Source organism: Franconibacter daqui, from assembly GCF_014644275.1.
Classification (GTDB): domain Bacteria; phylum Pseudomonadota; class Gammaproteobacteria; order Enterobacterales; family Enterobacteriaceae; genus Franconibacter; species Franconibacter pulveris.
The window spans coordinates 313,649-337,613 of sequence record NZ_BMKJ01000004.1 but is presented as its reverse complement, the minus strand read 5'-3'; the positions used below and the strand labels follow the sequence as shown (position 1 = coordinate 337,613).

General features: G+C 57.8%; 22 protein-coding genes and 1 pseudogene. 10 read left to right on the top strand and 13 right to left on the bottom strand.

Annotated features, from left to right (window positions below):
- Nucleotides 1-254 precede the first annotated feature (254 nt).
- The 8 genes from nirC (at nucleotide 255) to IEX01_RS15450 (ending at nucleotide 7,994) form a co-directional block, all read left to right on the top strand.
- Nucleotides 255-1,058 (top strand): nitrite transporter NirC, encoded by an 804-nt coding sequence (gene nirC / locus IEX01_RS15485; protein WP_024560248.1) that lies wholly within the window; start codon nucleotides 255-257, stop codon nucleotides 1,056-1,058.
- A gap of 21 nt (nucleotides 1,059-1,079) precedes the next feature.
- The gene (gene cysG, locus IEX01_RS15480; protein ID WP_188724133.1) at nucleotides 1,080-2,453 is read left to right on the top strand and encodes a siroheme synthase CysG; all 1,374 of its coding nucleotides are present in this window, start codon (nucleotides 1,080-1,082) and stop codon (nucleotides 2,451-2,453) included.
- 294 nt (nucleotides 2,454-2,747) lie between these two features.
- On the top strand, nucleotides 2,748-4,088 hold the full coding sequence (frlA, locus tag IEX01_RS15475) for a fructoselysine/psicoselysine transporter FrlA (RefSeq protein WP_024558181.1): 1,341 nt from the start codon (nucleotides 2,748-2,750) through the stop codon (nucleotides 4,086-4,088).
- A 21-nt stretch (nucleotides 4,089-4,109) separates the two neighbouring features.
- Nucleotides 4,110-5,132: a fructoselysine 6-phosphate deglycase gene (gene frlB, locus IEX01_RS15470; protein WP_188724132.1), complete on the top strand. Its 1,023-nt coding sequence runs from the start codon at nucleotides 4,110-4,112 to the stop codon at nucleotides 5,130-5,132.
- Between the two features lie 51 nt (nucleotides 5,133-5,183).
- The gene (frlC, locus tag IEX01_RS15465; RefSeq protein WP_024558183.1) at nucleotides 5,184-6,014 is read left to right on the top strand and encodes a fructoselysine 3-epimerase; all 831 of its coding nucleotides are present in this window, start codon (nucleotides 5,184-5,186) and stop codon (nucleotides 6,012-6,014) included.
- Nucleotides 6,011-6,796, top strand: coding sequence for a fructoselysine 6-kinase (gene frlD, locus IEX01_RS15460; RefSeq protein ID WP_024558184.1), 786 nt, complete (start codon nucleotides 6,011-6,013; stop codon nucleotides 6,794-6,796). Before frlC ends, frlD begins: the two co-directional genes overlap by 4 nt.
- 101 nt (nucleotides 6,797-6,897) lie before the next feature.
- Nucleotides 6,898-7,629, top strand: coding sequence for a GntR family transcriptional regulator (locus IEX01_RS15455; protein ID WP_024558185.1), 732 nt, complete (start codon nucleotides 6,898-6,900; stop codon nucleotides 7,627-7,629).
- 194 nt (nucleotides 7,630-7,823) lie between these two features.
- Entirely contained in the window at nucleotides 7,824-7,994 is a 171-nt protein-coding gene (locus IEX01_RS15450) for a YhfL family protein (protein WP_024558186.1), read from the top strand.
- A 59-nt stretch (nucleotides 7,995-8,053) separates the two neighbouring features.
- Here the strand turns inward: IEX01_RS15450 and trpS are convergent, their stop codons facing one another.
- The 12 genes and pseudogenes from trpS to pilM all read right to left on the bottom strand — a co-directional run bounded on the left by trpS (nucleotide 8,054) and on the right by pilM (nucleotide 18,205).
- Nucleotides 8,054-9,058 (bottom strand): tryptophan--tRNA ligase, encoded by a 1,005-nt coding sequence (trpS, locus tag IEX01_RS15445; protein WP_024558187.1) that lies wholly within the window; start codon nucleotides 9,056-9,058, stop codon nucleotides 8,054-8,056.
- Nucleotides 9,051-9,812, bottom strand: coding sequence for a phosphoglycolate phosphatase (gene gph, locus IEX01_RS15440; protein ID WP_024558188.1), 762 nt, complete (start codon nucleotides 9,810-9,812; stop codon nucleotides 9,051-9,053). Before gph ends, trpS begins: the two co-directional genes overlap by 8 nt.
- On the bottom strand, nucleotides 9,805-10,482 hold the full coding sequence (gene rpe, locus IEX01_RS15435; protein WP_024560244.1) for a ribulose-phosphate 3-epimerase: 678 nt from the start codon (nucleotides 10,480-10,482) through the stop codon (nucleotides 9,805-9,807). The genes gph and rpe overlap by 8 nt, the downstream gene beginning before the upstream one ends.
- Nucleotides 10,483-10,523: 41 nt before the next feature.
- Nucleotides 10,524-11,336, bottom strand: a complete 813-nt coding sequence (dam, locus tag IEX01_RS15430; RefSeq protein WP_024558190.1) for an adenine-specific DNA-methyltransferase — start codon at nucleotides 11,334-11,336, stop codon at nucleotides 10,524-10,526.
- 67 nt (nucleotides 11,337-11,403) lie between these two features.
- Complete coding sequence (gene damX, locus IEX01_RS15425; RefSeq protein ID WP_188724131.1) at nucleotides 11,404-12,765, bottom strand: cell division protein DamX; 1,362 nt, start codon at nucleotides 12,763-12,765, stop codon at nucleotides 11,404-11,406.
- Between the two features lie 95 nt (nucleotides 12,766-12,860).
- Nucleotides 12,861-13,949: a 3-dehydroquinate synthase gene (gene aroB, locus IEX01_RS15420; RefSeq protein ID WP_188724130.1), complete on the bottom strand. Its 1,089-nt coding sequence runs from the start codon at nucleotides 13,947-13,949 to the stop codon at nucleotides 12,861-12,863.
- 56 nt (nucleotides 13,950-14,005) lie between these two features.
- Nucleotides 14,006-14,527 (bottom strand): shikimate kinase AroK, encoded by a 522-nt coding sequence (gene aroK / locus IEX01_RS15415; RefSeq protein WP_024552823.1) that lies wholly within the window; start codon nucleotides 14,525-14,527, stop codon nucleotides 14,006-14,008.
- Between the two features lie 304 nt (nucleotides 14,528-14,831).
- Nucleotides 14,832-16,091 (bottom strand): DNA uptake porin HofQ, encoded by a 1,260-nt coding sequence (gene hofQ, locus IEX01_RS15410; protein ID WP_188724129.1) that lies wholly within the window; start codon nucleotides 16,089-16,091, stop codon nucleotides 14,832-14,834.
- Between the two features lie 40 nt (nucleotides 16,092-16,131).
- A pseudogene (locus tag IEX01_RS21850) lies at nucleotides 16,132-16,371 on the bottom strand (HofP DNA utilization family protein); the annotation flags it as partial.
- A 22-nt stretch (nucleotides 16,372-16,393) separates the two neighbouring features.
- The gene (locus IEX01_RS15405; RefSeq protein WP_188724128.1) at nucleotides 16,394-16,876 is read right to left on the bottom strand and encodes a HofO family protein; all 483 of its coding nucleotides are present in this window, start codon (nucleotides 16,874-16,876) and stop codon (nucleotides 16,394-16,396) included.
- The gene (locus IEX01_RS15400) at nucleotides 16,860-17,411 is read right to left on the bottom strand and encodes a PilN domain-containing protein (RefSeq protein ID WP_024560238.1); all 552 of its coding nucleotides are present in this window, start codon (nucleotides 17,409-17,411) and stop codon (nucleotides 16,860-16,862) included. Before IEX01_RS15400 ends, IEX01_RS15405 begins: the two co-directional genes overlap by 17 nt.
- Nucleotides 17,408-18,205: a type IV pilus biogenesis protein PilM gene (gene pilM / locus IEX01_RS15395; protein WP_188724127.1), complete on the bottom strand. Its 798-nt coding sequence runs from the start codon at nucleotides 18,203-18,205 to the stop codon at nucleotides 17,408-17,410. Before pilM ends, IEX01_RS15400 begins: the two co-directional genes overlap by 4 nt.
- Nucleotides 18,206-18,324: 119 nt before the next feature.
- Between pilM and mrcA the strand changes: the two genes are divergently transcribed.
- Nucleotides 18,325-20,877, top strand: coding sequence for a peptidoglycan glycosyltransferase/peptidoglycan DD-transpeptidase MrcA (mrcA, locus tag IEX01_RS15390; protein WP_048888794.1), 2,553 nt, complete (start codon nucleotides 18,325-18,327; stop codon nucleotides 20,875-20,877).
- A gap of 55 nt (nucleotides 20,878-20,932) precedes the next feature.
- On the opposite strand, the gene nudE is transcribed toward mrcA, so the two are convergent.
- A complete protein-coding gene (gene nudE / locus IEX01_RS15385; RefSeq protein WP_048888793.1) occupies nucleotides 20,933-21,493 on the bottom strand; it encodes an ADP compounds hydrolase NudE in 561 nt (186 codons plus the stop codon).
- 331 nt (nucleotides 21,494-21,824) lie between these two features.
- On the opposite strand from nudE, the gene IEX01_RS15380 reads away from it, so the two are divergent.
- On the top strand, nucleotides 21,825-23,963 hold the full coding sequence (locus tag IEX01_RS15380; protein WP_048888792.1) for an intracellular growth attenuator family protein: 2,139 nt from the start codon (nucleotides 21,825-21,827) through the stop codon (nucleotides 23,961-23,963).
- The last annotated feature ends 2 nt before the right edge of the window (nucleotides 23,964-23,965 follow it).

Genomic DNA, 23,965 nt, shown 5'->3' with positions numbered 1-23,965 from the left:
CAGGGTGAGGGGCAAGCGCAAGGCAGGATGAATAAGCGCACCCACCCGTTTTTTCCCGTGCCTTCGCGCCACGCGAAGAAAAGCAGTAAAGCAGAGAGGCACAAGCCTCCGCTCATTAAAAATGTTCCATCGGCGTTCTGCTTACCGGAGCGTCAGTTAAGGACAACAACGATTACACGTGCGGAAAACCGCCGCACCGCCACAAGGCGAACCTTTTTACGTTTTAATTTCACTCACTTTTTAGGATAACCACTATGTTTACCGATACGATCAACAAGTGCGCGGCGAATGCCGCCCGCATCGCTCGCCTCTCGGCAAATAATCCGCTGGGCTTCTGGGTCAGTTCCGCCATGGCGGGCGCTTATGTAGGGCTTGGCATCATCCTGATTTTCACGCTCGGCAACCTGCTTGACCCGTCAGTGCGCCCGCTGGTGATGGGGGCCACGTTCGGCATCGCGCTCACGCTCGTTATCATCGCAGGCTCCGAGCTTTTCACCGGCCACACCATGTTCCTGACGCTTGGCGTTAAAGCGGGCGCAATCAGCCACGGCCAGATGTGGGCCATTCTGCCGCAAACCTGGCTTGGCAACCTCGTAGGCTCGGTGTTTGTCGCCCTGCTCTACAGCTGGGGCGGCGGCAGCCTGCTGCCGGTGGATACCAGTCTCGTCCACACCGTGGCGCTCGCCAAAACCACCGCGCCCGCCACCGTGCTGTTCTTTAAAGGCGCGCTCTGCAACTGGCTGGTCTGTCTTGCTATCTGGATGGCTATCCGCACCGAAGGCGCGGCGAAATTCATCGCTATCTGGTGGTGCCTGCTGGCTTTTATCGCCTCCGGCTACGAACACTCCGTCGCCAACATGACGCTCTTCGCGCTCTCATGGTTTGGTCATCACAGCGAAGCCTATACCCTCTCCGGCATCGGCCATAACCTATTGTGGGTAACTCTCGGGAATACCCTTTCCGGCGTCGTATTCATGGGTTTAGGTTATTGGTATGCTACCCCGCGCGCAGAGCGCCCGCAGCCTGCCGCGCAGACCGCTACTGAAACCGTCCGATAAGCCCGATAAGAAGGATAAGCCGTGGATCACCTGCCCATATTTTGTCAGTTACGCAATCGTCCTTGCCTGCTGGTTGGCGGCGGGGATGTGGCAGAACGCAAGGCGCGTCTGCTGATGGAGGCAGGAGCCATCGTCACCGTTAACGCCCTGGATTTCACGCCGCAGTTTCAGATCTGGGCGCAACAGGGCATGCTGTACCTGGCGGCGGGCGAATTCGACGCCCGCCTGCTCGATACCTGCTGGCTGGCGATAGCCGCTACGGACGACGACGCCGTTAACCAACAGGTGAGCGACGCTGCTGAAGCGCGCCGAATTTTCTGCAACGTGGTGGATGCGCCAAAGCAGGCGAGCTTCATCATGCCTTCTATCATCGACCGTTCGCCGCTTATGGTGGCAATCTCCTCCGGCGGCACCTCGCCAGTGCTCGCCCGCCTGCTGCGGGAAAAACTCGAAGCGCTGCTGCCGCAGCACATCGGCGAACTGGCGCGCTATGCAGGCAACCTGCGCAAGCGGGTGAAAGAGACGTTCGCCACCATGAGCGAACGTCGCCGTTTCTGGGAAAAACTGTTTGTTAACGACCGCCTCGCCCAGTCGCTCGCCAATAATGACCAACCCAACGTGGCGGATATTACCGAAACGCTGTTCAGCGAACCGCTGGAAAACCGCGGTGAAGTGGTGCTGGTGGGCGCAGGTCCCGGCGACCCGGGGTTGTTGACGCTAAAAGGGCTGCAGCAGATTCAACAGGCGGACATCGTGGTTTACGATCGCCTGGTTTCCGATGAGATCATGAATCTGGTGCGCCGCGACGCCGATCGCGTGTTTGTCGGCAAACGCGCTGGCTACCACTGCGTGCCGCAGGAAGAGATTAACCAGATCCTGCTGCGCGAGGCCCAGCGCGGCAAACGCGTGGTGCGCCTGAAAGGCGGCGATCCGTTTATCTTCGGGCGCGGCGGCGAAGAGCTGGAAACCCTGTGCCACGCAGGCATTCCCTTCTCCGTGGTGCCGGGCATTACCGCCGCCTCCGGCTGCTCCGCCTACGCCGGCATTCCGCTCACCCACCGCGATCACGCCCAGAGCGTGAGGCTGGTCACCGGCCATCTGAAAACTGGCGGCGAGCTGGACTGGCATAACCTGGCGGCGGAAAAACAGACGCTGGTGTTTTATATGGGCTTAAACCAGGCGGGCGCCATTCAGGAAAAACTGCTGGAACATGGGATGGATGCCGCTATGCCGGTTGCGCTGGTCGAAAACGGCACCAGCGTCAAGCAGCGCGTGGTCGACGGCACGCTCATGCAGCTTGGCGAACTGGCGCAGCAGGTTGAAAGCCCGAGCCTGATTATCGTCGGGCGCGTGGTCGCGCTGCGTAATAAACTCAACTGGTTCTCTTCGAAATAAACCTCCCTGTGCGGGCTAGCTGTGCTTGCCCGCTACTTTCTTTCCTTATCTTTCAATAAGATGCCGCCATAAGGCGTTACATGCCGCTAACAAGTGGCGATTTTGTGATCCATCTCGCCAATACAATTCATTATATGTTGTTATATTCGTTATGCGTCATCTCATAATGAAAACAGCATAGCGAATTCTTCATGACCCGCGCCGTTTCGGGTCATGCGGCCTCCTGCTGCCTTCATCCAGGCGACGCGCTCTGAACCCCTACAACTCCATTTGAAAACTAAAAAAGGTAACGATATGGAAGGCCAGGAACTCCAACGCAAGCTCGGCTTCTGGGCCGTGCTGGCCATTTCCGTCGGAACGACCGTCGGTTCCGGTATTTTCGTTTCGGTTGGTGAAGTGGCGAAAGCGGCAGGCTCCCCGTGGCTCACGGTGCTCGCTTTCGTCATTGGCGGTTTGATTGTGATCCCGCAGATGTGCGTTTATGCGGAGCTCTCTACCGCCTATCCCGAAAACGGCGCAGATTATGTCTACCTGAAAAACGCCGGCAGCCGGCCGCTGGCGTTTCTCTCCGGCTGGGCGAGCTTCTGGGCGAACGATGCGCCTTCGCTCTCCATTATGGCGCTGGCGATAGTCAGCAACCTCGGTTTTCTGGTCGCGATAGACCCGTTCACCGGCAAGCTTATCGCCACCGGGTTAATACTCGCGTTTATGCTGCTGCACCTGCGTTCGGTAGAAGGCGGCGCGACGTTCCAGACGCTTATTACCATCGCCAAAATCATCCCCTTCGCCATCGTTATCGGCGTCGGCATTTTCTGGCTGAAAGGCGATAACTTCGCGGCGCCTGCGACAGCGGCGACCACCAGCGCGGCGGCGGGCATCATGGCGCTGCTGGCGGGCATTTCCGCCACCAGTTGGTCTTATACCGGCATGGCGTCCATCTGTTACATGACCGGCGAAATCAAAAACCCCGGCAAAACGATGCCGCGGGCGCTGATTGGCTCCTGTTTGCTGGTGCTGGTGCTCTACTCGCTGTTAGCGCTGGTTATCTCCGGGCTGATGCCGTTTGACAAGCTCGCCGCCTCCGGCACGCCTATCTCTGACGCGCTGACTTATATTCCGGCGCTTGGCAGCGTGGCGGGCGTTTTCGTCGCCGTCACCGCGATGATCGTGATTCTGGGCTCGCTTTCCAGCTGCGTGATGTATCAGCCGCGACTCGAGTATGCGATGGCGAAAGATAACCTGTTCTTCAAATGTTTCGGCCACGTACACCCGAAATACAACACGCCGGATGTTTCCATCATCCTGCAATGCGCGCTCGGCATTTTCTTTATCTTTGTTTCCGACCTCACCAGCCTGCTCGGCTACTTCACGCTGGTGATGTGCTTCAAAAACACCCTCACCTTCGGCTCCATCATCTGGTGTCGCAAACGTGAGGATTACAAACCGCTGTGGCGCACCCCGGCCTTTGGTCTGATGACCTTCGCCGCCATCGCGTCAAGCCTCATCCTGGTCGCTTCCACCTTCGTGTGGGCGCCCGTCCCGGGCCTAATCTGCGCCCTGATTGTTATCGCCACTGGCCTGCCCGCTTACGCCTTCTGGGAAAAGCGCAACCGCCGTCTGGCTCATGTTTCCTAACCCTGTCTGGAGAGTTGTTTCATGCTGAATATCGATAAAAGCACCGTGGATTTCCTGGTAACCGAAAATATGGTGCAGGAAGTGGAAAAGATTCTGGAGAAGGATGTGCCGCGCGTGCACGCTATCGTCGATGAGATGATCAAGCGCGGCATCGACCGCATCTACTTCGTCGCCTGCGGCTCGCCGCTCAACGCCGCGCAGACAGCGAAGCATCTGGCGGACCGCTTCTCCAGCCTGCAGGTTTACGCCGTTTCCGGTTGGGAGTTCTGCGACAACACGCCTTACCGTCTCGACGCAAAATGCGCGGTTATCGGCGTGTCCGATTACGGCAAAACCGAAGAGGTGATCAAGGCGCTGGAGCTGGGCGCCGCCTGCGGCGCGCTCACCGCCGCCTTCACGAAACGCCCGGACAGCCCGATTGTTCATGCGGCTGAACATGTGGTGGCGTATGAAGCGGACTGCATCTGGGAAATCCATCTGCTGCTCTGCTACAGCGTAGTGTTGGAGATGATCACCCGTCTCGCGCCGCACGCCGAAATCGGCAAAATCAAAAACGACCTGCGCAAGCTGCCGCAGGCACTGGGCCACCTGGTGCGCACCTGGGAAGACAAGGGCCGTCAGCTTGGCGAGCAGGCGTCGCAGTGGCCGATGATCTACACCGTTTCCGCAGGCCCGCTGCGCCCGCTTGGCTACAAAGAGGGCATCGTCACGCTAATGGAATTTACCTGGACTCACGGCTCGGTGATTGAGAGCGGCGAATTCCGCCACGGCCCGCTGGAAATTGTCGAGCCAGGCGTGCCGTTCCTCTTCCTGCTGGGCAACGATGAAAGCCGCCACACTACCGAACGCGCCATCCGCTTCGTGCGCGAGCGTACCGATAATGTCATCGTTATCGACTACCAAGAGATTGCCCAGGGGCTGCACCCATGGCTCGCGCCGTTCCTGATGTTCGTGCCGATGGAGTGGCTCTGCTACTACCTCTCTATTTACAAAGACCACAACCCGGACGACCGTCGCTACTACGGCGGCATTGTCGAGTATTAATCCCCCGCCCGGCCTCTGCGGAGGCCGGGACATTCATGCAAGGAGAAGGGTATGAAAACGGGTATGTTTACCTGCGGGCATCAGCGTTTACCGCTGGAGCACGCCTTTCGCGACGCGCACGAACTGGGCTACGACGGGCTGGAGCTATGGGGCGGCAGGCCGCACGCCTTCGCGCCGGACTTAAACGCGGGCGGCATCCGCCACGTTAAAGAACTCTCCCGCGTCTATCAGATGCCGATCATCGGCTATACGCCAGAAACTAACGGCTATCCGTATAACATGATGCTGGGCGATGAACGGATGCGTCGCGAAAGCCTCGACATGATTAAGCTCGCCATGGAGATGGCTAAAGAGATGGAGGCGGGCTTTACGCTGATTTCCGCCGCCCATGCGGGCTACCTCGCCACGCCGGACGCCATCTGGCAGCGGCTTGCTGATAACCTGCGCGAATTATGCGATTTCGCGGAAGATATCGGCATGGATCTGCTGCTGGAGCCGCTCACGCCGTATGAATCCAACGTGGTTTGCAACGCTAACGATGTGCTGCGCGCGCTCTCGCTCGTGCCTTCGCCGCGCCTTTACAGCATGGTCGATATCTGCGCGCCGTTTGTGCAGGGCGAGCCGGTAATGAGCTATTTCGACAAGCTTGGCGATAAGCTGCGTCATCTGCATATCGTCGACAGCGACGGCGCAAGCGACAGCCACTACATTCCAGGCGAAGGCAAAATGCCGCTGCGTGAGTTGATGCGCGATATCCTCGACCGGGGCTATGACGGCTATTGCACCATCGAACTGGTGACGATGTATATGAACGAGCCGCGGCTGTATGCCCGCAAGGCGCTGGCGCGCTTTCGCGAACTGCTGACGCAGGAGGCGCAATGAAAAAGCTGGCGACGGTAGGCGATAACTGCGTCGATATCTATCCGCAGCTCGGCAAGGCTTTCTCCGGCGGCAACGCCGTGAACGTGGCGGTTTACAGCACCCGCTACGGCATGCAGCCCACCTGCGTAAGCTGGGTAGGCGATGACGATTACGGCAAAATGCTCAGGCGTGACCTGGAGCAAAAGGGGGTGAATACGTTTCGCTTGCGCGTGAAGCCGGGCGTGACGGCGCAAACCCAGGTGGAGCTGCGCAACAACGACCGCATCCTCGGCGACTATACCGAAGGCGTAATGGCGAATTTTGCGCTCAATGAAGAGGATCTGGCCTGGCTGAATAGCTTTGACATCATCCACTCCGCCATCTGGGGCCATGCCGAAACGGCCTTCCCTGCCCTGAAAGCCGCCGGGAAAATCCTCTCGTTTGATTTCGCCGACAAATGGGAAAGCCCGCTGTGGCGCACGCTGCCGGAGCATCTGGACTACGTATTCGCCTCCGCGAACGACGACACGCCGTGGCTGCGCGATCGGCTGCAAACGGTGGTGCAGTGCGGCGCGGGCGCGGCTATCGCCACCCTCGGCGAAAACGGCAGCCTGGCGTGGGACGGTAAACAGTTCTGGCGGATGCCGCCGGAGTTAGTGGAGGTGGTCGATACCATGGGCGCCGGGGACTCTTACATTGCCGGTTTCCTTTGCGCCATCGCCGAAGGCCTGCCGCTGCACGACGCCATGAAGCAGGGCACGCAGTGCGCCGCAAGGACCATCGGCTACCACGGCGCGTGGTGAGGTCTGCGTTGGCGTGACGAGCCTCACGCCAACGCCCTGTTACTCCACAATAAAGGCTCCTATAATCAACCCCACGCTTTTTACTACTTCAGGGTCGATTCATGCCAGCTACGGAGCGCTACTCCCACCAACTTCTCTACGCCACCGTGCGTCAGCGCCTGCTTGATGAGATAGCGCAGGGCGTCTACCAGGCAGGCCAGCAGATCCCAACCGAAAGCGAGCTCTGCGCACTCTACAACGTTAGCCGCATTACTATCCGCAAAGCCATCAGCGACCTCGTTAAAGATGGCGTGCTGATCCGCTGGCAGGGAAAAGGCACGTTTGTGCAGAGCAAGAAAGTGGAGAACGCGCTGCTGACGGTGAGCGGCTTTACCGATTTCGGCGTATCGCAGGGCAAACCGACCAAAGAAGAGGTGATAGAGCAGGCGCGCGTGAGCGCCGACCCGTTTTGCGAAAGGCTGAACATTCCGGGCGGCAGCGAGATGTTCCTGCTGCGCCGGGTCATGTATCTTGACGGCGAGCCGCTGTTTATCGACGGCTCCTGGATCCCGCTTGCCCGCTACCCGGGTTTCGACGAGATTTACACTGCGGGCGCGTCGACCTACCAGCTTTTTCAGGAGCGGTTCGATACGCGCGTGGTGAGCGATAAAAAGACCATCGATATTTTCACCGCCACCAAATCTGAAGCGCAGTGGCTTAAATGCGAACTGGGCGAGCCGCTGTTTCGCATCAGCAAAATCGCTTTCGATCAGCACGATCGTCCCGTGCACATTTCCGAATTGTTCTGCCGGGCCAACCGCGTCAGCCTGACTATCGATAACCAGCGCCGCTGAAGCTTTAAGCCAGCGCGTTTCGCTTATCCCTTTTCCTGTGCCAGATGATGAAGAGAAAGCAGTCTTTTATGTTGCAGGCAGCATTTCAGGGGACATTGACGGAGAACCCTGCAAAGCGTTTATATCTCTTCCGCTATGCATTAACGAGTAATTCATAGCCACTCTCAGGACTACTTAATCTAAAGGGATACATGATGAATCGTATGATGAAATTGGCTGTTCTGGCCGTCGCGCTCTCAACTCTCACCGCTTGCTCCGGGCACGTTGAAAACAAAAAGAAAGATTGCAGCTATGACTATCTGCTCCACCCGGCGATTTCAATCTCCAGAATCATTGGCGGTTGTGGTCCGGCGGCAGACCAGTAACAGACAAGCGCTAAGCGCAGGCATAAAAAAACCGGGAAATTTCCCGGTTTTTTTGTTTTTTACGGCTGGGCGACAAAGCCGATGGCTTCATAAACCGCTTTCAGCGTTTCAGACGCGCGGGCGCGAGCTTTTTCCGCGCCTTCTTTCATCACGCTCTGCAGGAAGGCTTCATCGTTACGGTAGCGGTGGTAGCGCTCCTGAAGCTCAGTCAGCATGCCGGAAACGGCATCCGCCACTTCGCCCTTCAGATGACCGTACATTTTGCCTTCGAAGTGCTGCTCCAGCTCGGCGATGCTCTGGCCGTTTACGGCGCTAAGGATATCCAGCAGGTTAGACACGCCCGCTTTGTTAGCCACGTCATAACGCACAACCGGCGGCTCATCGGAGTCCGTTACCGCGCGTTTGATCTTCTTCACGACCGATTTCGGATCTTCCAGCAGGCCGATGACGTTGTTACGGTTATCGTCTGACTTGGACATCTTCTTCGTCGGCTCCAGCAGCGACATGACGCGCGCGCCCGATTTCGGAATAAACGGCTCCGGCACCTTAAAGATATCGCCATAGATAGCGTTGAAGCGCTGCGCCACGTCGCGGCTCAGCTCCAGGTGCTGTTTCTGATCTTCGCCTACCGGCACGAGGTTCGTTTGATACAGCAGGATGTCCGCCGCCATCAGCACCGGGTAGTCGAACAGACCGGCGTTAATGTTTTCCGCATAGCGGGCGGATTTATCTTTAAACTGCGTCATACGGCTCAGCTCGCCGAAATAGGTGTAGCAGTTCAGCGCCCAGCCGAGCTGCGCGTGCTCCGGTACGTGGGACTGAACGAAGATGGTGCTCTTTTTCGGATCGATGCCGCAGGCGAGGTAGAGCGCCAGCGTATCAAGGGTGGCTTTGCGCAGCGCCGCCGGGTCCTGACGCACAGTGATGGCGTGCTGGTCAACGATACAGTAGATGCAATGGTAGTCGTCCTGCATGTTAACCCACTGACGCAGCGCACCCATGTAGTTACCAATGGTCAATTCACCTGATGGCTGTGCGCCGCTAAAAACGATGGGCTTACTCATTTTTCAATTCCTGATTGTCACTGTGGGGTAGCCCGAGAGCGGGCAAAAGATCACGGAAGTGGTCGAAGATAATATCGGGTTTGCTTAACGCTATCGCTTCGCCATAGTTATAGCCATAAGTCAGGCCTACCGAGCAGCAGCCAGCAGCCTGAGCGGCCAGAATATCATTACGCGAATCGCCGACAAACAGCAATTCCGGCGCGGCAAGCCCAAGCTTTTCCAGCACCATCAGCAATGGCTCAGGATGCGGCTTTTTGTTCGTCACGTCATCGCCGCCAATAATCACGGTGAAGAACTTAGCAATGCCCAGCGCTTCCAGCAGCGGCGCCACGAAAGGGGTCGGCTTGTTGGTCACCAGCGCCATCGGCATGCCGTTGTCATGCAACGCATGCAGCGTCTGCTCGACATCCGGGAAAAGAAAGCTGCTTTCTTCGACCACCTCGCCGTAATAGCGGTCGAAGAGTTTTCGCAGCATGCGAGCCTGTTCTTCTTCAGGAATATCCATCGCATCCAGCGCAGGTTTCCCGGCAGCAATGCGCTGCGCCGCTTTTTCTTCACGCGCCCATTTCAGCGCGCGCTGCACCAGCACATCCGCGCCGTTGCCAATCCAGGTGATAACGCGCGGCTCGCCGGCCTGCGGCAGCTCCAGCGCATAAAGCGCGCTGTCTACGGCATACGCCAGCCCCGGCGCGCTGTCCACCAGCGTGCCGTCAAGGTCAAACGCCACGCCGCGAATGGCCTGTAATTTATCCATGGCTTACCTTCGCCAGTTCGCTGCGCATTTCCTCAATCACTTTTTTGTAATCAGGCTGATTGAAGATAGCGGAGCCTGCGACAAACATATCGGCGCCCGCGGCGGCAATTTCGCCAATATTATCCGCTTTCACGCCGCCATCCACTTCCAGACGGATATCGCGCCCGCAAGCGTCGATGCGCTTACGCACTTCTTTAAGCTTATCCAGCGTGTGCGGAATAAACGACTGACCGCCAAAACCCGGGTTCACCGACATCAGCAGGATAACGTCCAGCTTGTCCATAACGTGATCGAGCCAGTTGAGCGATGTGGCGGGATTCAGCACGAGACCTGCTTTGCAGCCATGCTCTTTGATAAGCTGCAGCGAGCGGTCAACGTGTTCGGAAGCTTCCGGATGGAAGGTGATGTAGGTTGCGCCCGCTTCGGCGAAGTCCGGGATAATTCTGTCGACGGGTTTAACCATCAGATGCACGTCGATAGGCGCGGTAATGCCGTAATCGCGCAGCGCTTTCAGCACCATCGGCCCCATGGTGAGGTTAGGCACATAGTGGTTATCCATAACGTCAAAATGGACGACATCGCCGCCAGCGGCCAGGGCGCGGGCGGTATCTTCGCCCAGGCGAGCGAAGTCTGCCGACAGGATTGAGGGGGCAATCAAATACTGTTTCATCCGCTTCTCCATTAAAAGTGTTTTACGGCGGGCGAAACGGCTCAGGCTTTATAGAGCGCCAGCAGTTCGTCCACCTTCTTACGCGTGCCGCCGTTGCTGCTAATGCTGCGTCTTACCCGCACCTTATGGAGCTTCGCCTGCTGATACCACTGACGCGTCAGCGCCGTATCGTGGTTGGAGATAAGCACCGAAATGCGGTTGCTGTGCAGTTGCTCGGCAAGCTGGGCCAGATGCTGCTGCTGCTCCAGGTTAAAGCTATTGGTGTGGTAAGCGGTAAAGTTCGCCGTCGCGGAAAGTGGCGCGTAGGGCGGATCGCAATAAACTACCGATCCCGCGCCCGCCCGCGCCATGCTCGCATCATACGATTCGCAGATAAACAGCGCGTTCTGCGCCCGTTCGGCAAACCGGTACAGCTCCTCTTCCGGGAAGTAGGGCTTTTTATAGCGGCCAAACGGCACATTAAATTCGCCGCGCATATTGTATCGACACAGACCATTGTAGCCGTGGCGGTTGAGATACAAGAAGAGCAGCGAGCGACGAAAAGGATCGGCGCTCTGATTAAACTCTTCACGCAACTGATAGTACACTTCAGACTGATTATTCGACGACGTAAACAGCAAACGCGCCTCGTTAACGTAGTCGTCCGGGCGATCTTTCACCGTGTTGTAGAGGCTTATCAGGTCGCTGTTGATATCCGCGAGGATATAGCTCGAATAGTCTGTGTTGAGAAATACCGAGCCTGCGCCGACAAAAGGCTCAATAAGACACTCCCCTTCCGGGAGATGACGTTTGATTTCGTCGAGCAGGGGGTATTTCCCCCCTGCCCATTTCAGAAAAGCGCGATGTTTTTTCATGCTGCTTGTGACTTTACCTTTCCCCGCTGTGGAGAAGGGCTCCGACAGCATACTGCGCTTTTACTCATTACTTCAGATCGGACTGAACCTGGTGAATCGGCTTCGCCCACGGGTTCTTCGCCTGGACATCGGCAGGCAGCGTGGCAACCGCACGCTTCGCTTCATCTTTAGAAGCATAAACGCCGCTTACCAGCACATACCACGGTTGACCGTTACGGGTCGTCTGATAAACCACGTAGTTTTTCAGGTTCTCTTTTTTCGCCCACGCGTTGAGGTTGTTGTAGTTCGAAGAACTGCTCAACTGCAGCGTGTAGTGGCTGGACGGCGCTGACTTCAGCGAGCCGACGTTGCCCGTCGCGGCGGCAGGCGCGCTGGAAGATTGCGCAGGCGCGGCCGCTTTTGGCGCGCTGGTCGTCGCCGTGGCTGCCGGAGCGGAAGCCTTCGGCGCGGCGGTAGTCGCGGCAGGCGCCTTCACCGGTTCAGAGGCCGTACCGCTGGCAGGCGCGGAAACCGGTTCGCTGCGCTTCGCCGTCGTTGCAGGTTTCTGCTCGCTTGTCGGCGCTTTCGCGGTCGTTTGCGGTTTGCTCTGGGTCGGCTGCGCATTACGCGGTTCCGGCTCAATCACTACCTGCTTGCGCTCATGGCGCTGCGGCGCGGCAGCCTGGCGTGTAGCGGGCTCCTGCGGCGCGGCCTGACGGGAAGCGGCATTGTTGTTGCCTACCGCGGCAACCGTTGCAGGTTCGGTCGGCAGCGTAGAAGAGCCGGTTGCGGCGTTATCAATTTGTCCCTGCTGCTGGGTCAGCGCGTTATTCAGGTCGCCCTGCACTTCAACGCGCTGTTGACCGGCAGGCTGCGTCTGAGCCTGGCCCTGAGTCGGCGTGGAAGAAATAGGCGGCAAAGAGACATCCTGCGGATTGTTGCCGGGCGCCGCGTTTACCGCAGAGGTTTCGCCTGGCTGCGGCTGCACGCCGTTAGCCTGATCGGCTGGCGTGCCGCCGTTATTGGCGCCGCCTGCGAGATCGATATTTTTTTCCGCTGACTGGTTTTGCGCGCTGGAATCGGTCGACGGCCCCTGCAATGCGGAACCAATGCCGATAATCAGCACCAGCAGCACCAAAATGCCGAGCGCCATCATCAAGTGCTGACGAGAAACCGGCCCTTTCGCCGGCGCTTTTTTACGCTTGCGCGGACGACGCTCAACCACTTCTTCGTCTGCCGCTGCCTCCGCTTCGTACTCTTCCTCTTCGCGTACGCGGTCTTCATCACGAGCGCGACGGGCGCGCGAAGGGCGCGGATCTTCAGCGTCCAGCTCAACGTCATCGATGTTCAGCTGCGGCTCGTTATCATAGTCGGCAGATTTACGAGAACGACCAGGACGACGATCGCTGGGATCGGGTTTCAGCTCGTCTTCTGGTTTGAATTCATCCATTTAACACCCCACACTAAGGCTTATTGCGGCCCGCGGCTACGCACATCGCCCGAAAAAAAACGCCGCCAAAAACTGGCGACAGGCCGTTCTAATAGTTACGCCTGCTGACAGTCAGCAATAGCGCCAATAACTACCTCGTGCGGCACTCCGCCGCGCACTTCGCTTTTCCCTATAGCCAGCGGCAGCACTAAACGCAGCTCTCCCGCCAGCACTTTTTTATCACGCATCATGTGCGGTAAATAGGCTTCCGGAGCCATAGATTCCGGCCCCGTTACCGGCAAGCCTGCGCGTTTGAGCAGAGCGATAACGCGCTGCGTATCCGCCTCGCTAAAATTGCCCAGGCGTTGCGCCGTGCGCGCCGCCATGACCATGCCCGCCGCGACCGCTTCGCCGTGCAGCCAGTTGCCATAGCCCATTTCCGCTTCGATAGCGTGGCCGAAAGTATGGCCAAGATTGAGTAAAGCACGTAAGCCGCTTTCACGCTCATCCGCCGCCACGACTTCCGCTTTTATCTCGCAGCAACGGCGAATGCAGTAAGCCATCGCCGCACCATCCTGCGCCAGCAACGCATCCAGGTTTTCTTCAAGCCAGTTGAAGAAATCGCCGTCAAGGATAATGCCGTACTTAATGACCTCAGCAAGGCCGGAAGAGAGTTCACGCGCAGGAAGGGTTTTCAGACAATCGAGATCGATAACCACCGAAGCAGGCTGGTAGAAAGCGCCGATCATGTTTTTGCCAAGGGGATGATTGACAGCCGTCTTGCCGCCAACGGAGGAATCCACCTGCGAGAGCAGCGTGGTCGGCACCTGAATGAAGCGCACGCCTCGCTGGTAGCAAGCTGCGGCAAAACCGGTCAGGTCGCCCACTACGCCGCCGCCCAAAGCGATAAGCGTAGTATCGCGGCCATGCGGTTTTTCCAGCAGCGCGGTAAAGACAGTATCAAGCACCGCCAGGCTTTTGTATTGCTCGCCGTCGGGCAGGATAACCTGGTCGACTTTCACTCCCGCCTGTTCCAGCACCTGGCGAACGATGGTGAGGTAAAGCGGCGCCAGCGTTTCGTTGGTTACCAGCATTACCTGGTCACCCGCGCGCAAGGGCCAAAAGGAAGCCGGATCGTTGAACAATCCGGCCGCGATGGTGATAGGGTAACTACGTTCCCCGAGAGTGACTGTCAACCTCTCCATGACGCTCAGTAACCTTATGTGCTAGTACCCGCAGACGAGTATTGGGTTAACTGGAATCAGTTATTTTCCAGCATATGGATAATCTGGTTAGCCACCACTTTCGCGCTTTGATCGTCGGTGCGAATGGTCACGTCGGCAATTTCTTCATAAAGCGGATTGCGTTCGTTAGCTAACGCTTCGAGCACTTCGCGCGGCGGCGTCTCTACCTGAAGCAAGGGGCGTTTTTTATCACGCTGGGTACGGGCGAGCTGCTTTTCGATGGTCGTTTCCAGGTAAACCACGACGCCACGGGCGGAAAGACGGTTACGGGTTTCGCGGGATTTGACAGAACCACCGCCCGTCGCGAGCACAATACCCTGTTTTTCCGTCAGCTCGTTGATAACCTTTTCCTCACGATCGCGGAAACCTTCTTCGCCTTCGACATCGAAGACCCAGCCCACGTCAGCGCCCGTCCGTTTCTCAATCTCTTGATCAGAATCGTAAAATTCCATATTGAGCTGCTGAGCTAACTGACGCCCAATGGTGCTTTTGCCAGCGCCCATAGGCCCAACCAGAAAGATATTGCGTTTTTCTGCCATTTTTTCGGTACTACTAAGACAATTCGTTGATGATAAACCCGGTGCGCCACAACCCTGCGTCACGGGAAATGAACTGAAACCTCTTATGCGATAGTGCGAGAGTCAGATCAAAAATTATCTCAACACTCCAGGTAGTTTGGCAACCGAATAAATTACCGTACCGGGTGCGAGGGAGTGAAAAAACATCACGGGAAGCACCGTTTCTTACCGACTCTCAAATCGGTACTCCTTGTATGCTAATTCCACCCCTTCGTCAAACATCCGGAGGACTTAAAACGTAAAAATCATAGCTCACGCTAATACATCAACGGCTCTTAACAATCCTCGGCGTAATAAAAACCACCAGCTCCCGCCGTTCGTTTCCCTTACCGTCATGGCTAAATACCCTTCCCAGTAATGGAATTTGCCCAAGCCACGGCACGCTGTCTTTGCCAGATTTATTTTTTTGTTGAAAGATGCCGCCCAGCGCCAGGGTTTCGCCATCTTTCACTTCTACCTGTGTTTCAATCTCTTGTTTATCAATGGCTAGCGTTTCGCCATCCGCCTGCTGCAACACTTGTCCCGGCATATTCTGGCTGATGCGCAGCTTCAGGCGAATGGTGCCTTTGTTGCCAATCGTGGGCGTCACTTCCATACCCAGCACCGCCTCTTTAAACTCGACCGAGGTTTTGCCGCTTTCGCCGCTGGAGACCTGATACGGGATCTCGCTACCCTGTTTGATGCTGGCGGGCTGCTGATGAGCCGCCAGCAGTCGCGGGCTGGCGATAATCTCTACCTGATTTTTCTGCTCAAGCGCCGAGAGCTCAACGTCCAGCATTCGTCCATCGATGCGCCCGACGTTAAAACCCACATGCGTGGTCGCGTTCGCCACGCTAAGATCGGCAGAAAGGCTTGTGGGATGCCAGCGTTTGATATCCCCTTCCGGCTCCGCCAGCCCCCATTTCACGCCCAGCTCGCGCAGGCTTTGTTCATTCATGGTAACAATATGGGCGGCCAGTTCCACTTGCCCTACCGGGATATCCATTTGCGCTATCCAGTCGCGCACCCGCTTCATCGCGGCGGCGTTATCGCTCACCAGCAGCCGGTTAGTGCGTTTATCTACCGTCACGCTTCCTTGCAGGCTTAAGAGCTTATCGCCCAGCGCGCCGATGGCGGCGGCCAGCTCTGTCGCGTCTGCATGCCCCAGCGTAAAAGTCTCGTTCCCGACAGGTTGACTAAGCTGGCGCTGTTGGCGCGCCGCTAAACGCCGCGCCTGCTGCTGCGCTTCCCAATCCTGCGGATAGACGCGCAAGATGGCGCCCTCTTTTTGCCAGTGCAGCCGGGCGCTGTCGATGACCGCCTGAAAAGCCTGCCGCCATGGCACATCAATAAGGTGCAAAGAAAGCGTTCCCTCAACGCCTGGCGCCACGACGAGATTCAGCTTTTCGCTCTCCGCCAGCGCCTGCAGCACTTGCGCTACCGGCGCTTCGTCCACCACCACGGAAAGCGGCGGGCTGGCCGTTGCGCCCAGGTTCTGACTTGCCGCCGCGTTCAATGCTAATAAAAGAAGAAGTTTCCTTTCCATGGGATTGCTCCTTAAGCTTCCAGTGTTGCGGCGTTTCCTCGCAGGCGCCATCCGCCACAAGCGTGATTTGCGCGGCAGCGATGGCGCTAACGCGCCAGCCTTCGTACAGCCTGCTTCCCACATTTACCCGAAGCGACTTTCCTTCCGGCGTCCTGACAATTCCGCGTACCGCCTCTTCCCGACCAACCATGCCGAGATAACGCCAGCGCTCCGTTTTTTCTGTATCGCAATCTCCGGCGGGAGGTTCAAAAGGATTACGGCTGGCGATAGCGGGCTGCATTAACGCCGCGATAAGCAACCATTCACTGCGCATGTTTCATCTCCAGCTGTAGCGAAAGGCGCAACGATTTCTCATGGGGCGCTAACGTAAACGCCGTCGCTTCAATGTCGTAGCGCGCCAGTCGGGCAAAAAAAGCGGGCACCTGCGGCCACGCAAGATCGACTACCAGTTCGCCGCGCTGACCATCCGGCGACCAGCGCGCCAGTCGTCCGCCATGCGCCTGCACCAGCTCCAGCGCAGAGAAAGGTTCCGGTTTGAGCTTCGCCTCCAGCGCCGTTATCTGACGATTGTGCTGCGCTTCATCCTGATGTCCTGCAAGCTGCTGGCGCTGCTGCTCCACCGTCTGCATGAGTTTCTGATAACGAAGCGCCTGCGCCGCGTTTTCCTGCCGGGTCGGGGCCAGCGCAAGCCAGCCGACGACAAGCCATGCCATCGTCCACGCCAACCAGCACAGCAGGCGCACGCTAACGGGAGCCGTGAGCCAGCGTTCAAGGTGCGGCGTCATGCTTCACCTCCGGATAAAGCGCAATAGAGAAACGCCATTCGCGATGACTCGCTTTTGCCGTCTCTCCCATCTCGCTGGCCGGAAAACCGGGCAACTGCCGCAGGCTTTGCTGCAGCGCCGCTATTGCATCGGGATCGCGCGATTTTCCCTGCAACAGCAATGAGTTTTCAGTGAGGCTCAGGCTGGTGAACCAGAGAACCGACGGCGTGAACTCCGCGAGCGCAAGCAAACGAGGTTCCCACGCCGCAAGGCTCGTTTGTCGGGCGACTCGCCGCTCAACCTGTTGCCGTAACGTCTCTATGCGCTGCTTAAGCGCCGCGATGTTCGCAAGCCGGCTTGCCTGGGCGCGCTGCTCAAGCTGCGCAGCTTCTGTGCGGACGGACCATTGCGCCTGCGCCTGTATGAGAAGCCAGAACCAGAGCAGCGTTGCAGCTCCCACCGCCAGCGCGCCGCTGGCAAACAGCCCGGCCCAGAGCCGCATGCGTCCTTTGCGTCGTCGGGCGCGCCAGGCAAGCAGATTGATAAGCGCGCTCATCGCGCGACCTCGCCCATCGCAAGGCCAAGCGCCACCGCGTAACATTCAGGCGTTTTTAATAACGGCGGCTGCTGAAAAGTGATAAAAACAAGCGGATCCAGACGCAGGCAACCTTCCGCTTCTGCCGGCAACGGACCGCATACCGCTACGCGTTCGACGCTTATTGCCAGTTGTTTGGCCAGGGGCAGCAGACCGCCCCGCTCGATTACCCCCCAGCGCGAGCGGGAAGCCCATAACCACTGCCCTGCGGCTTCGCAAGCGATAAGCGCTACATTATCGGGCGCGTAAGGCCAGAAGGCCGTTAATGCGCAGGCGTCCGGCGTTAGCGCTTCGGGCTGGAGCCCTGCCGCGCGAAGGTTGGCTAGCAGCGCTTCGGCTTCCCTTTTCTGCGCAGCCGTTACCTGAAACCGGGCAGGCTCTTCAGCAAGCGCGTAGTCAAGCCAGAGCGTGTCTGCCGGGAGATGAAGATCGCGAGCGGTCGCGCTCGCCAGCCATGTTTCGCATTCCGATTCGCACAGCGTGGCGGTCGGACGCGGAATGTCACGTTGCAGGGTACGCTGAGCCGGGAAAGCGATGCGCAGGCTATGTCCGCGCGGCAACTGCGCGCGCCACTGACGCAACGTCGACACCAGCGCGCTATCGCCTGTTATTACCCCTTCGCGCCAGAGAGGTTCATGGGCAGGAATATGCCACCAGCGGCACAGCGCCCAGCCGCCGCGCCTGCGGCTCAACGCCACCGCCTTTACACTATCTTCTTGAATATGCAAGCCAATTTGCCATCTGCCGTTTGTCATGATTGCCGATCTCCTTATCGTGCCGGGTGAAAATGACATATCAATGCTTCAGGCTTGCCTTTATACTACCGCGCGATTGTTTATAAACTGCCCAAACGAAACCAAATGAGAAATTCCCGGTGAAGTTCGTAAAGTATTTATTCATCCTTGCAGTCTTTTGCATTCTGCTGGGAGCCGGCTCGATCTATGGTCTTTACAAGTACATAGAGCCACAGTTACCCGATGTCGCCACGTTGAAAGATGTGCGGCTCCAGATCCCTATGCAGGTTTACAGCGCCGACGGCGAACTTATCGCCCAGTACGGTGAAAAGCGCCGTATTCCGCTAACGCTTGATCAGATCCCGCCGGTGATGGTGAAAGCGTTTATCGCCACCGAAGACAGCCGCTTTTACGAACACCACGGGGTCGACCCGGTAGGGATATTTCGTGCGGCAAGCGTGGCGCTCTTTTCCGGCCACGCTTCGCAAGGGGCGAGCACCATCACGCAGCAGCTGGCGCGTAACTTCTTCTTAAGCCCGGAGCGCACGCTGGTGCGTAAAATCAAGGAAGTGTTCCTGGCGATACGCATTGAGCAACTCATGAGCAAGGATGAAATCCTTGAGCTCTACCTGAATAAGATTTACCTCGGCTACCGCGCCTATGGCGTCGGGGCGGCGGCGCAGGTCTATTTCGGCAAGACTATCGACCAGCTGAGCCTAAGCGAAATGGCCGTCATCGCCGGCCTGCCAAAAGCGCCCTCCACCTTCAACCCGCTCTATTCGCTTGACCGCGCAACGGCGCGGCGCAACGTGGTGCTTTCGCGCATGCTGAGCGAGGGCTATATCACCCAGATGCAGTACGATAGCGCGCGCGATGAAGCTATCGACGCGGCTTACCACGCTCCGGAAATCGCTTTCTCCGCGCCTTATCTTTCTGAAATGGTGCGCCAGGAGATGGTGAATCGCTACGGCGAAAACGCCTACACCGACGGCTACAAGGTCTACACCACGATTACCCGCCGGCTTCAACAGGCGGCGCAGCAGGCGGTGCGCGACAACGTGATGGATTACGATATGCGCCACGGCTACCGCGGCCCGGCGAACGTATTGTGGAAAGTGGGCGAAGCGGCGTGGGATCAACAACGTATTGTGGATTCGCTGAAAAACCTGCCGACTTACGGGCCGTTGCTGCCCGCGGTGGTCACACAGGCATCGCCTGCGGAGGCGACGACGCTGCTGGCGGATGGTTCGTCTATTACGCTCTCCATGGACGGCATGCGCTGGGCGCGCCCTTACCGCTCCGACACCGCGCAAGGCCCAACGCCGCGTAAAGTGACCGATGTGGTGCAGACCGGCCAGCAAATTTGGGTGCGTAAAGTCGGCGACAGCTGGTGGCTTGGCCAGGTGCCGGACGTGAACTCGGCGCTGGTCTCCATCAACCCGAAAGATGGCGCCGTCATGGCGCTGGTAGGCGGCTTCGACTTTAACCAAAGCAAGTTTAACCGCGCCACGCAGGCGCTGCGCCAGGTAGGCTCCAACATTAAGCCTTTCCTCTATACTGCGGCGATGGATAAAGGGCTAACGCTTGCCAGCATCCTCAACGATGTGCCGATTTCACGCTGGGATGCGGGTGCAGGCTCCGACTGGCGGCCAAAAAACTCGCCTGCGCAATACGATGGCCCAATTCGTCTTCGCCAGGGGCTGGGACAGTCCAAAAACGTGGTGATGGTGCGCGCCATGCGCGCCATGGGCGTCGATTACGCGGCGGAGTATCTGCAGCGCTTCGGCTTCCCGGCGCAGAATATTGTCCATACCGAATCGCTGGCGCTTGGCTCCGCTTCCTTTACGCCGATGCAGGTGGCACGCGGCTATGCGGTAATGACGAACGGCGGCTACCTGGTCGACCCCTACTTCATTACTAAAATCCTCAATGAACAGGGCGATACGCTCTTCCAGGCGATGCCAAAAGTGGCCTGCGCGGATTGCGATATTCCGGTGATTTACGGCGATACGCCAAAATCCAATGTGCTTGAAAATAAAGATGTGGAAGAGGTGGCGACGTCGCAGGAGCAGCAGAACGCTACCGTGCCGATGCCGCAGCTTGAGCAGGCTAACAAAGCGCTGGTCGCGCAGAGCCCTGCGCCGCAGTACGCGCCGCATGTCATCAATACGCCACTGTCGTTTTTGATTAAGAGCGCGCTGAATACCAATATCTTTGGCGAACCGGGCTGGCAGGGTACGGGCTGGCGCGCGGGCCGGGATTTACAGCGTCGTGATATCGGCGGTAAAACCGGCACCACCAACAGCTCCAAAGACGCCTGGTTCTCCGGCTATGGTCCGGGCGTGGTGACCTCGGTCTGGATTGGCTTTGACGATCATCGTCGCGATCTTGGACGCACCAGCGCTTCCGGCGCGATTGCGGACCAGATTTCCGGCTACGAAGGCGGCGCCAAGAGCGCCCAGCCCGCCTGGGACGCTTATATGAAAGCCGCGCTCGAGGGCGTGCCGGAAGAGCCGCTGACGCCGCCGCCGGGCATCGTGACGGTGAACATCGACCGCAGCACCGGACAGTTAGCGAACGGCGGCAACAGCCGCGAAGAGTATTTTATTGAAGGTACGCAGCCAACGCAGCACGCCGTGCATGAGGTGGGCACCACGCTCATCGATAATGGCGAAACGCACGAATTGTTCTGATGGCCAAAACAAAAACGCCCCTGCAAAGGGGCGTTTTTTTATGACGGTGCGCAGGTTAAAAGCGGCCCTGGGACCGGAGCCATTCGCGCACCAGGAACAATGCGCTAACGTTACGCGCCTCGCTAAAATCCGGGTCTTCCAGCAGCGTCATCATTTCCGCAAGCGGCCAGCGCACCTGAACTAACGGCTCCGGCTCATCGCCCTGCAGCGATTCGGGATAGAGGTTTTCCGCCATCACAATGTTCATTTTGCTGGAGAAATACGACGGCGCCATGGTGAGCTTTTTCAAAAACGTGAGCTCATGCGCGCCGAAGCCCACCTCTTCTTTCAATTCGCGGTTAGCGGCTTCAAACACGGTTTCGCCCGGGTCGATCAACCCCTTGGGAAAGCCCAATTCATAAGACTCTGTACCCACCGCGTACTCGCGGATCAGCACCAGTTCATTATCAATAATGGGCACAATCATTACCGCCTCACGGGTGGAGGGGCGCATACGCTCATAGACCCGGCGCTCGCCGTTGCTGAACTCCAGATCCACAGTTTCCACGTTAAACAGACGGGAACGGGCTACAGATTCAACACGGAGAATGGTGGGTTTTTGTAATGGTTTACTCATCGCATGGATCACAGAGGTAAGAAATAGTCTTCATTGTGCGACATGCCGCACGGTTTGAGCAATGTGAATTGGCTGTTATTTACATTTTTGTAACCTTGTTTCGAGATATTTCGCAATTGCGAACAATTGTCAAGAGGCTGAAATTGAAATAAGAATTTGCTGATATTTAGGCCGATCCGCCTTTGCTACCATTTCACAGCCGCTGGTATGCCTCAGTAATTTCACTCAAGTTGCACCTCATACCTGCCGATAAAGCTCTTTTGCACACTTGCTTTTTGCTGGTGACGTTTGTCGATATCTGTACCAGGAACCGTAGTTTGATGGGGAAAGCATGAGCACCTTATTGATTTTCGTAGCTGCTATGCTGGCCTGTATGGTGATTGCAGGATGGTGGTTGAAGCGTAAAAAACATCACCGCGGCGGCAGGCTGTCCGCTCACACTTTTACTGGCGCTACTACCCGTAAACTTTCTGCGGATGAGCGCAGCGCGGTAGAAAGCTATCTTGAGACGCTGGCCCGCTATCAGGACGCTCCTGGCCCGACGGGCGCCAGCAAAGCGCCCATTAGCCTGACGCTCACTTCACAAAGCAACACGGTCTATGCTTTAACGCGCTCCATTACGCGTTACGGTTTGAGCACTGACGACCCCAATAAATGGCGTTACTACCTGGATTCGGTGGAAGTGCACCTGCCGCCTTTCTGGGAGCAGCACATCACCGATGACAACAGCGTCGAGCTTATCCTTACCGCAACGCTGCCGCTGGTTATCTCGCTAAATGGCTATAGCCTGGAGAATTCGGCACCCGAAACGCGCGGCTACGCGCTGGAGCACAACCCCTCTCGCCAGGCCTCGATTCGCGGCGAAGAGAGCGAGCAGATCGAACTGCTTAACATTCGCCAGGAGACTCACGAGGAGCACTCCCTGGGGCGGCCGGACGGCCTGCGCGAAGCGCTGCTCATCTGCGGCGCGTTTATGCTTTTCTTTCTCTGTCTGGTGACGCCAGAGATGTTTCTGCCGTGGCTGCTGGGCGGCGGCATTATGCTGCTGGCGGCGGGGCTGTGGGGGCTTTTCGCGCCGCCTGCGAAAACCGCGTTGCGGGAAATTCATTGCCTGCGCGGCACGCCAAAGCGCTGGGGGCTGTTTGGCGAGTCGGACCAGGAACAAATCAATAATATTTCGCTTGGCATTATCGACCTCGTCTATCCGCCGCACTGGCAGCCGTTTATTCACCAGGATTTAGGCCAGAAAACTGATATTGATATCTACCTTGATCGCCATGTCGTGCGGCAGGGTCGTTTTCTCTCCCTGCATGAAGAGGTGAAAAACTTCCCGCTGCAGCCCTGGCTGCGCAACGCCATCATCTCGCTGGGCGCGCTGGTGGTATTAACGCTGCTCACGCTCTGGGTGCCGCTCGATATGCCGTTTAAGCTAACCGTTTCCTGGCTTAAGGGCGCGCAAACCGTTGAAGCGACAAGCGTAGAGCAACTGGAGCAGGCCGGGCTGCGCGTTGGCGATACCCTGCGCGTCAACGGTACCGGGATGTGTAATATTCATCTGCCGGGCAGCTATTCGCCGCGGCAAAACTATCCGTTCATGCCGTTCGACTGTTCGCAAATCCTCTGGAATAACGCACGGCTGCTGCCGTTGCCGGAGTCTGATGTCGTCGCCAAAGCCACGGCGCTGACCGAAGCGGTGAACCGCCAGCTTCATCCGATGGCGGGCGAAAGTAAAATCAACCCGCAGTTGGCCTCCGCTATCCAGAAATCGGGCATGATCCTGCTGGATGATTTCTCGGAAATCGTGCTGCTGACCGAAGCGCTCTGCACCGGCGAAGATGAGTGTGTTCGCCTTAAAAACGCGCTGGTGAACCTTGGCAACACGAAAGACTGGGAGACGCTGACCCACCGCGCCAGCGCCGGCAAGCTCGACGGTATTAACGTCCTGCTGCGCCCGGTCAGCGCAGAGTCGCTGGATAGTCTGGTCACGACCTCCACCGCGCCGTTCTTCCAGCGTGAAACCAACCGGGCGGCGCAGGCGCTTAATAGTCCGCCGCCGGGCGGCTTTATGATAGTCAGCGATGAAGGCGAAGATTTAGTCGACCAGCCCTACCCGCCAATGTCGCTCTATGACTATCCGGCGCAGGAGCAATGGAAAGAGTTCCAGCGGCTGGCGGAAATGCTGATGCAAACGCCTTTCCATGCGGAAGGCATTATCACCAGCATCCGCACCGATGCGAACGGCACGCAACACGTGGCGCTGCACAGTATTCCCGACAGCGCGGGCCTGTGGCGCTACATCGGCACCACCCTGCTGATGGTCGCCATGTTGGTTTGCGTAATTTATAACGGCTTTATGGCGCTGCGCCGCTGGCAGCGCAACCGCAGCCGACTGGCGCAAATTCAGCACTACTATGAAAGCTGCCTGAATCCGCAGTTGGTCCCCTCCCCCGAGGTCCGCTCTCTGTTCTGATG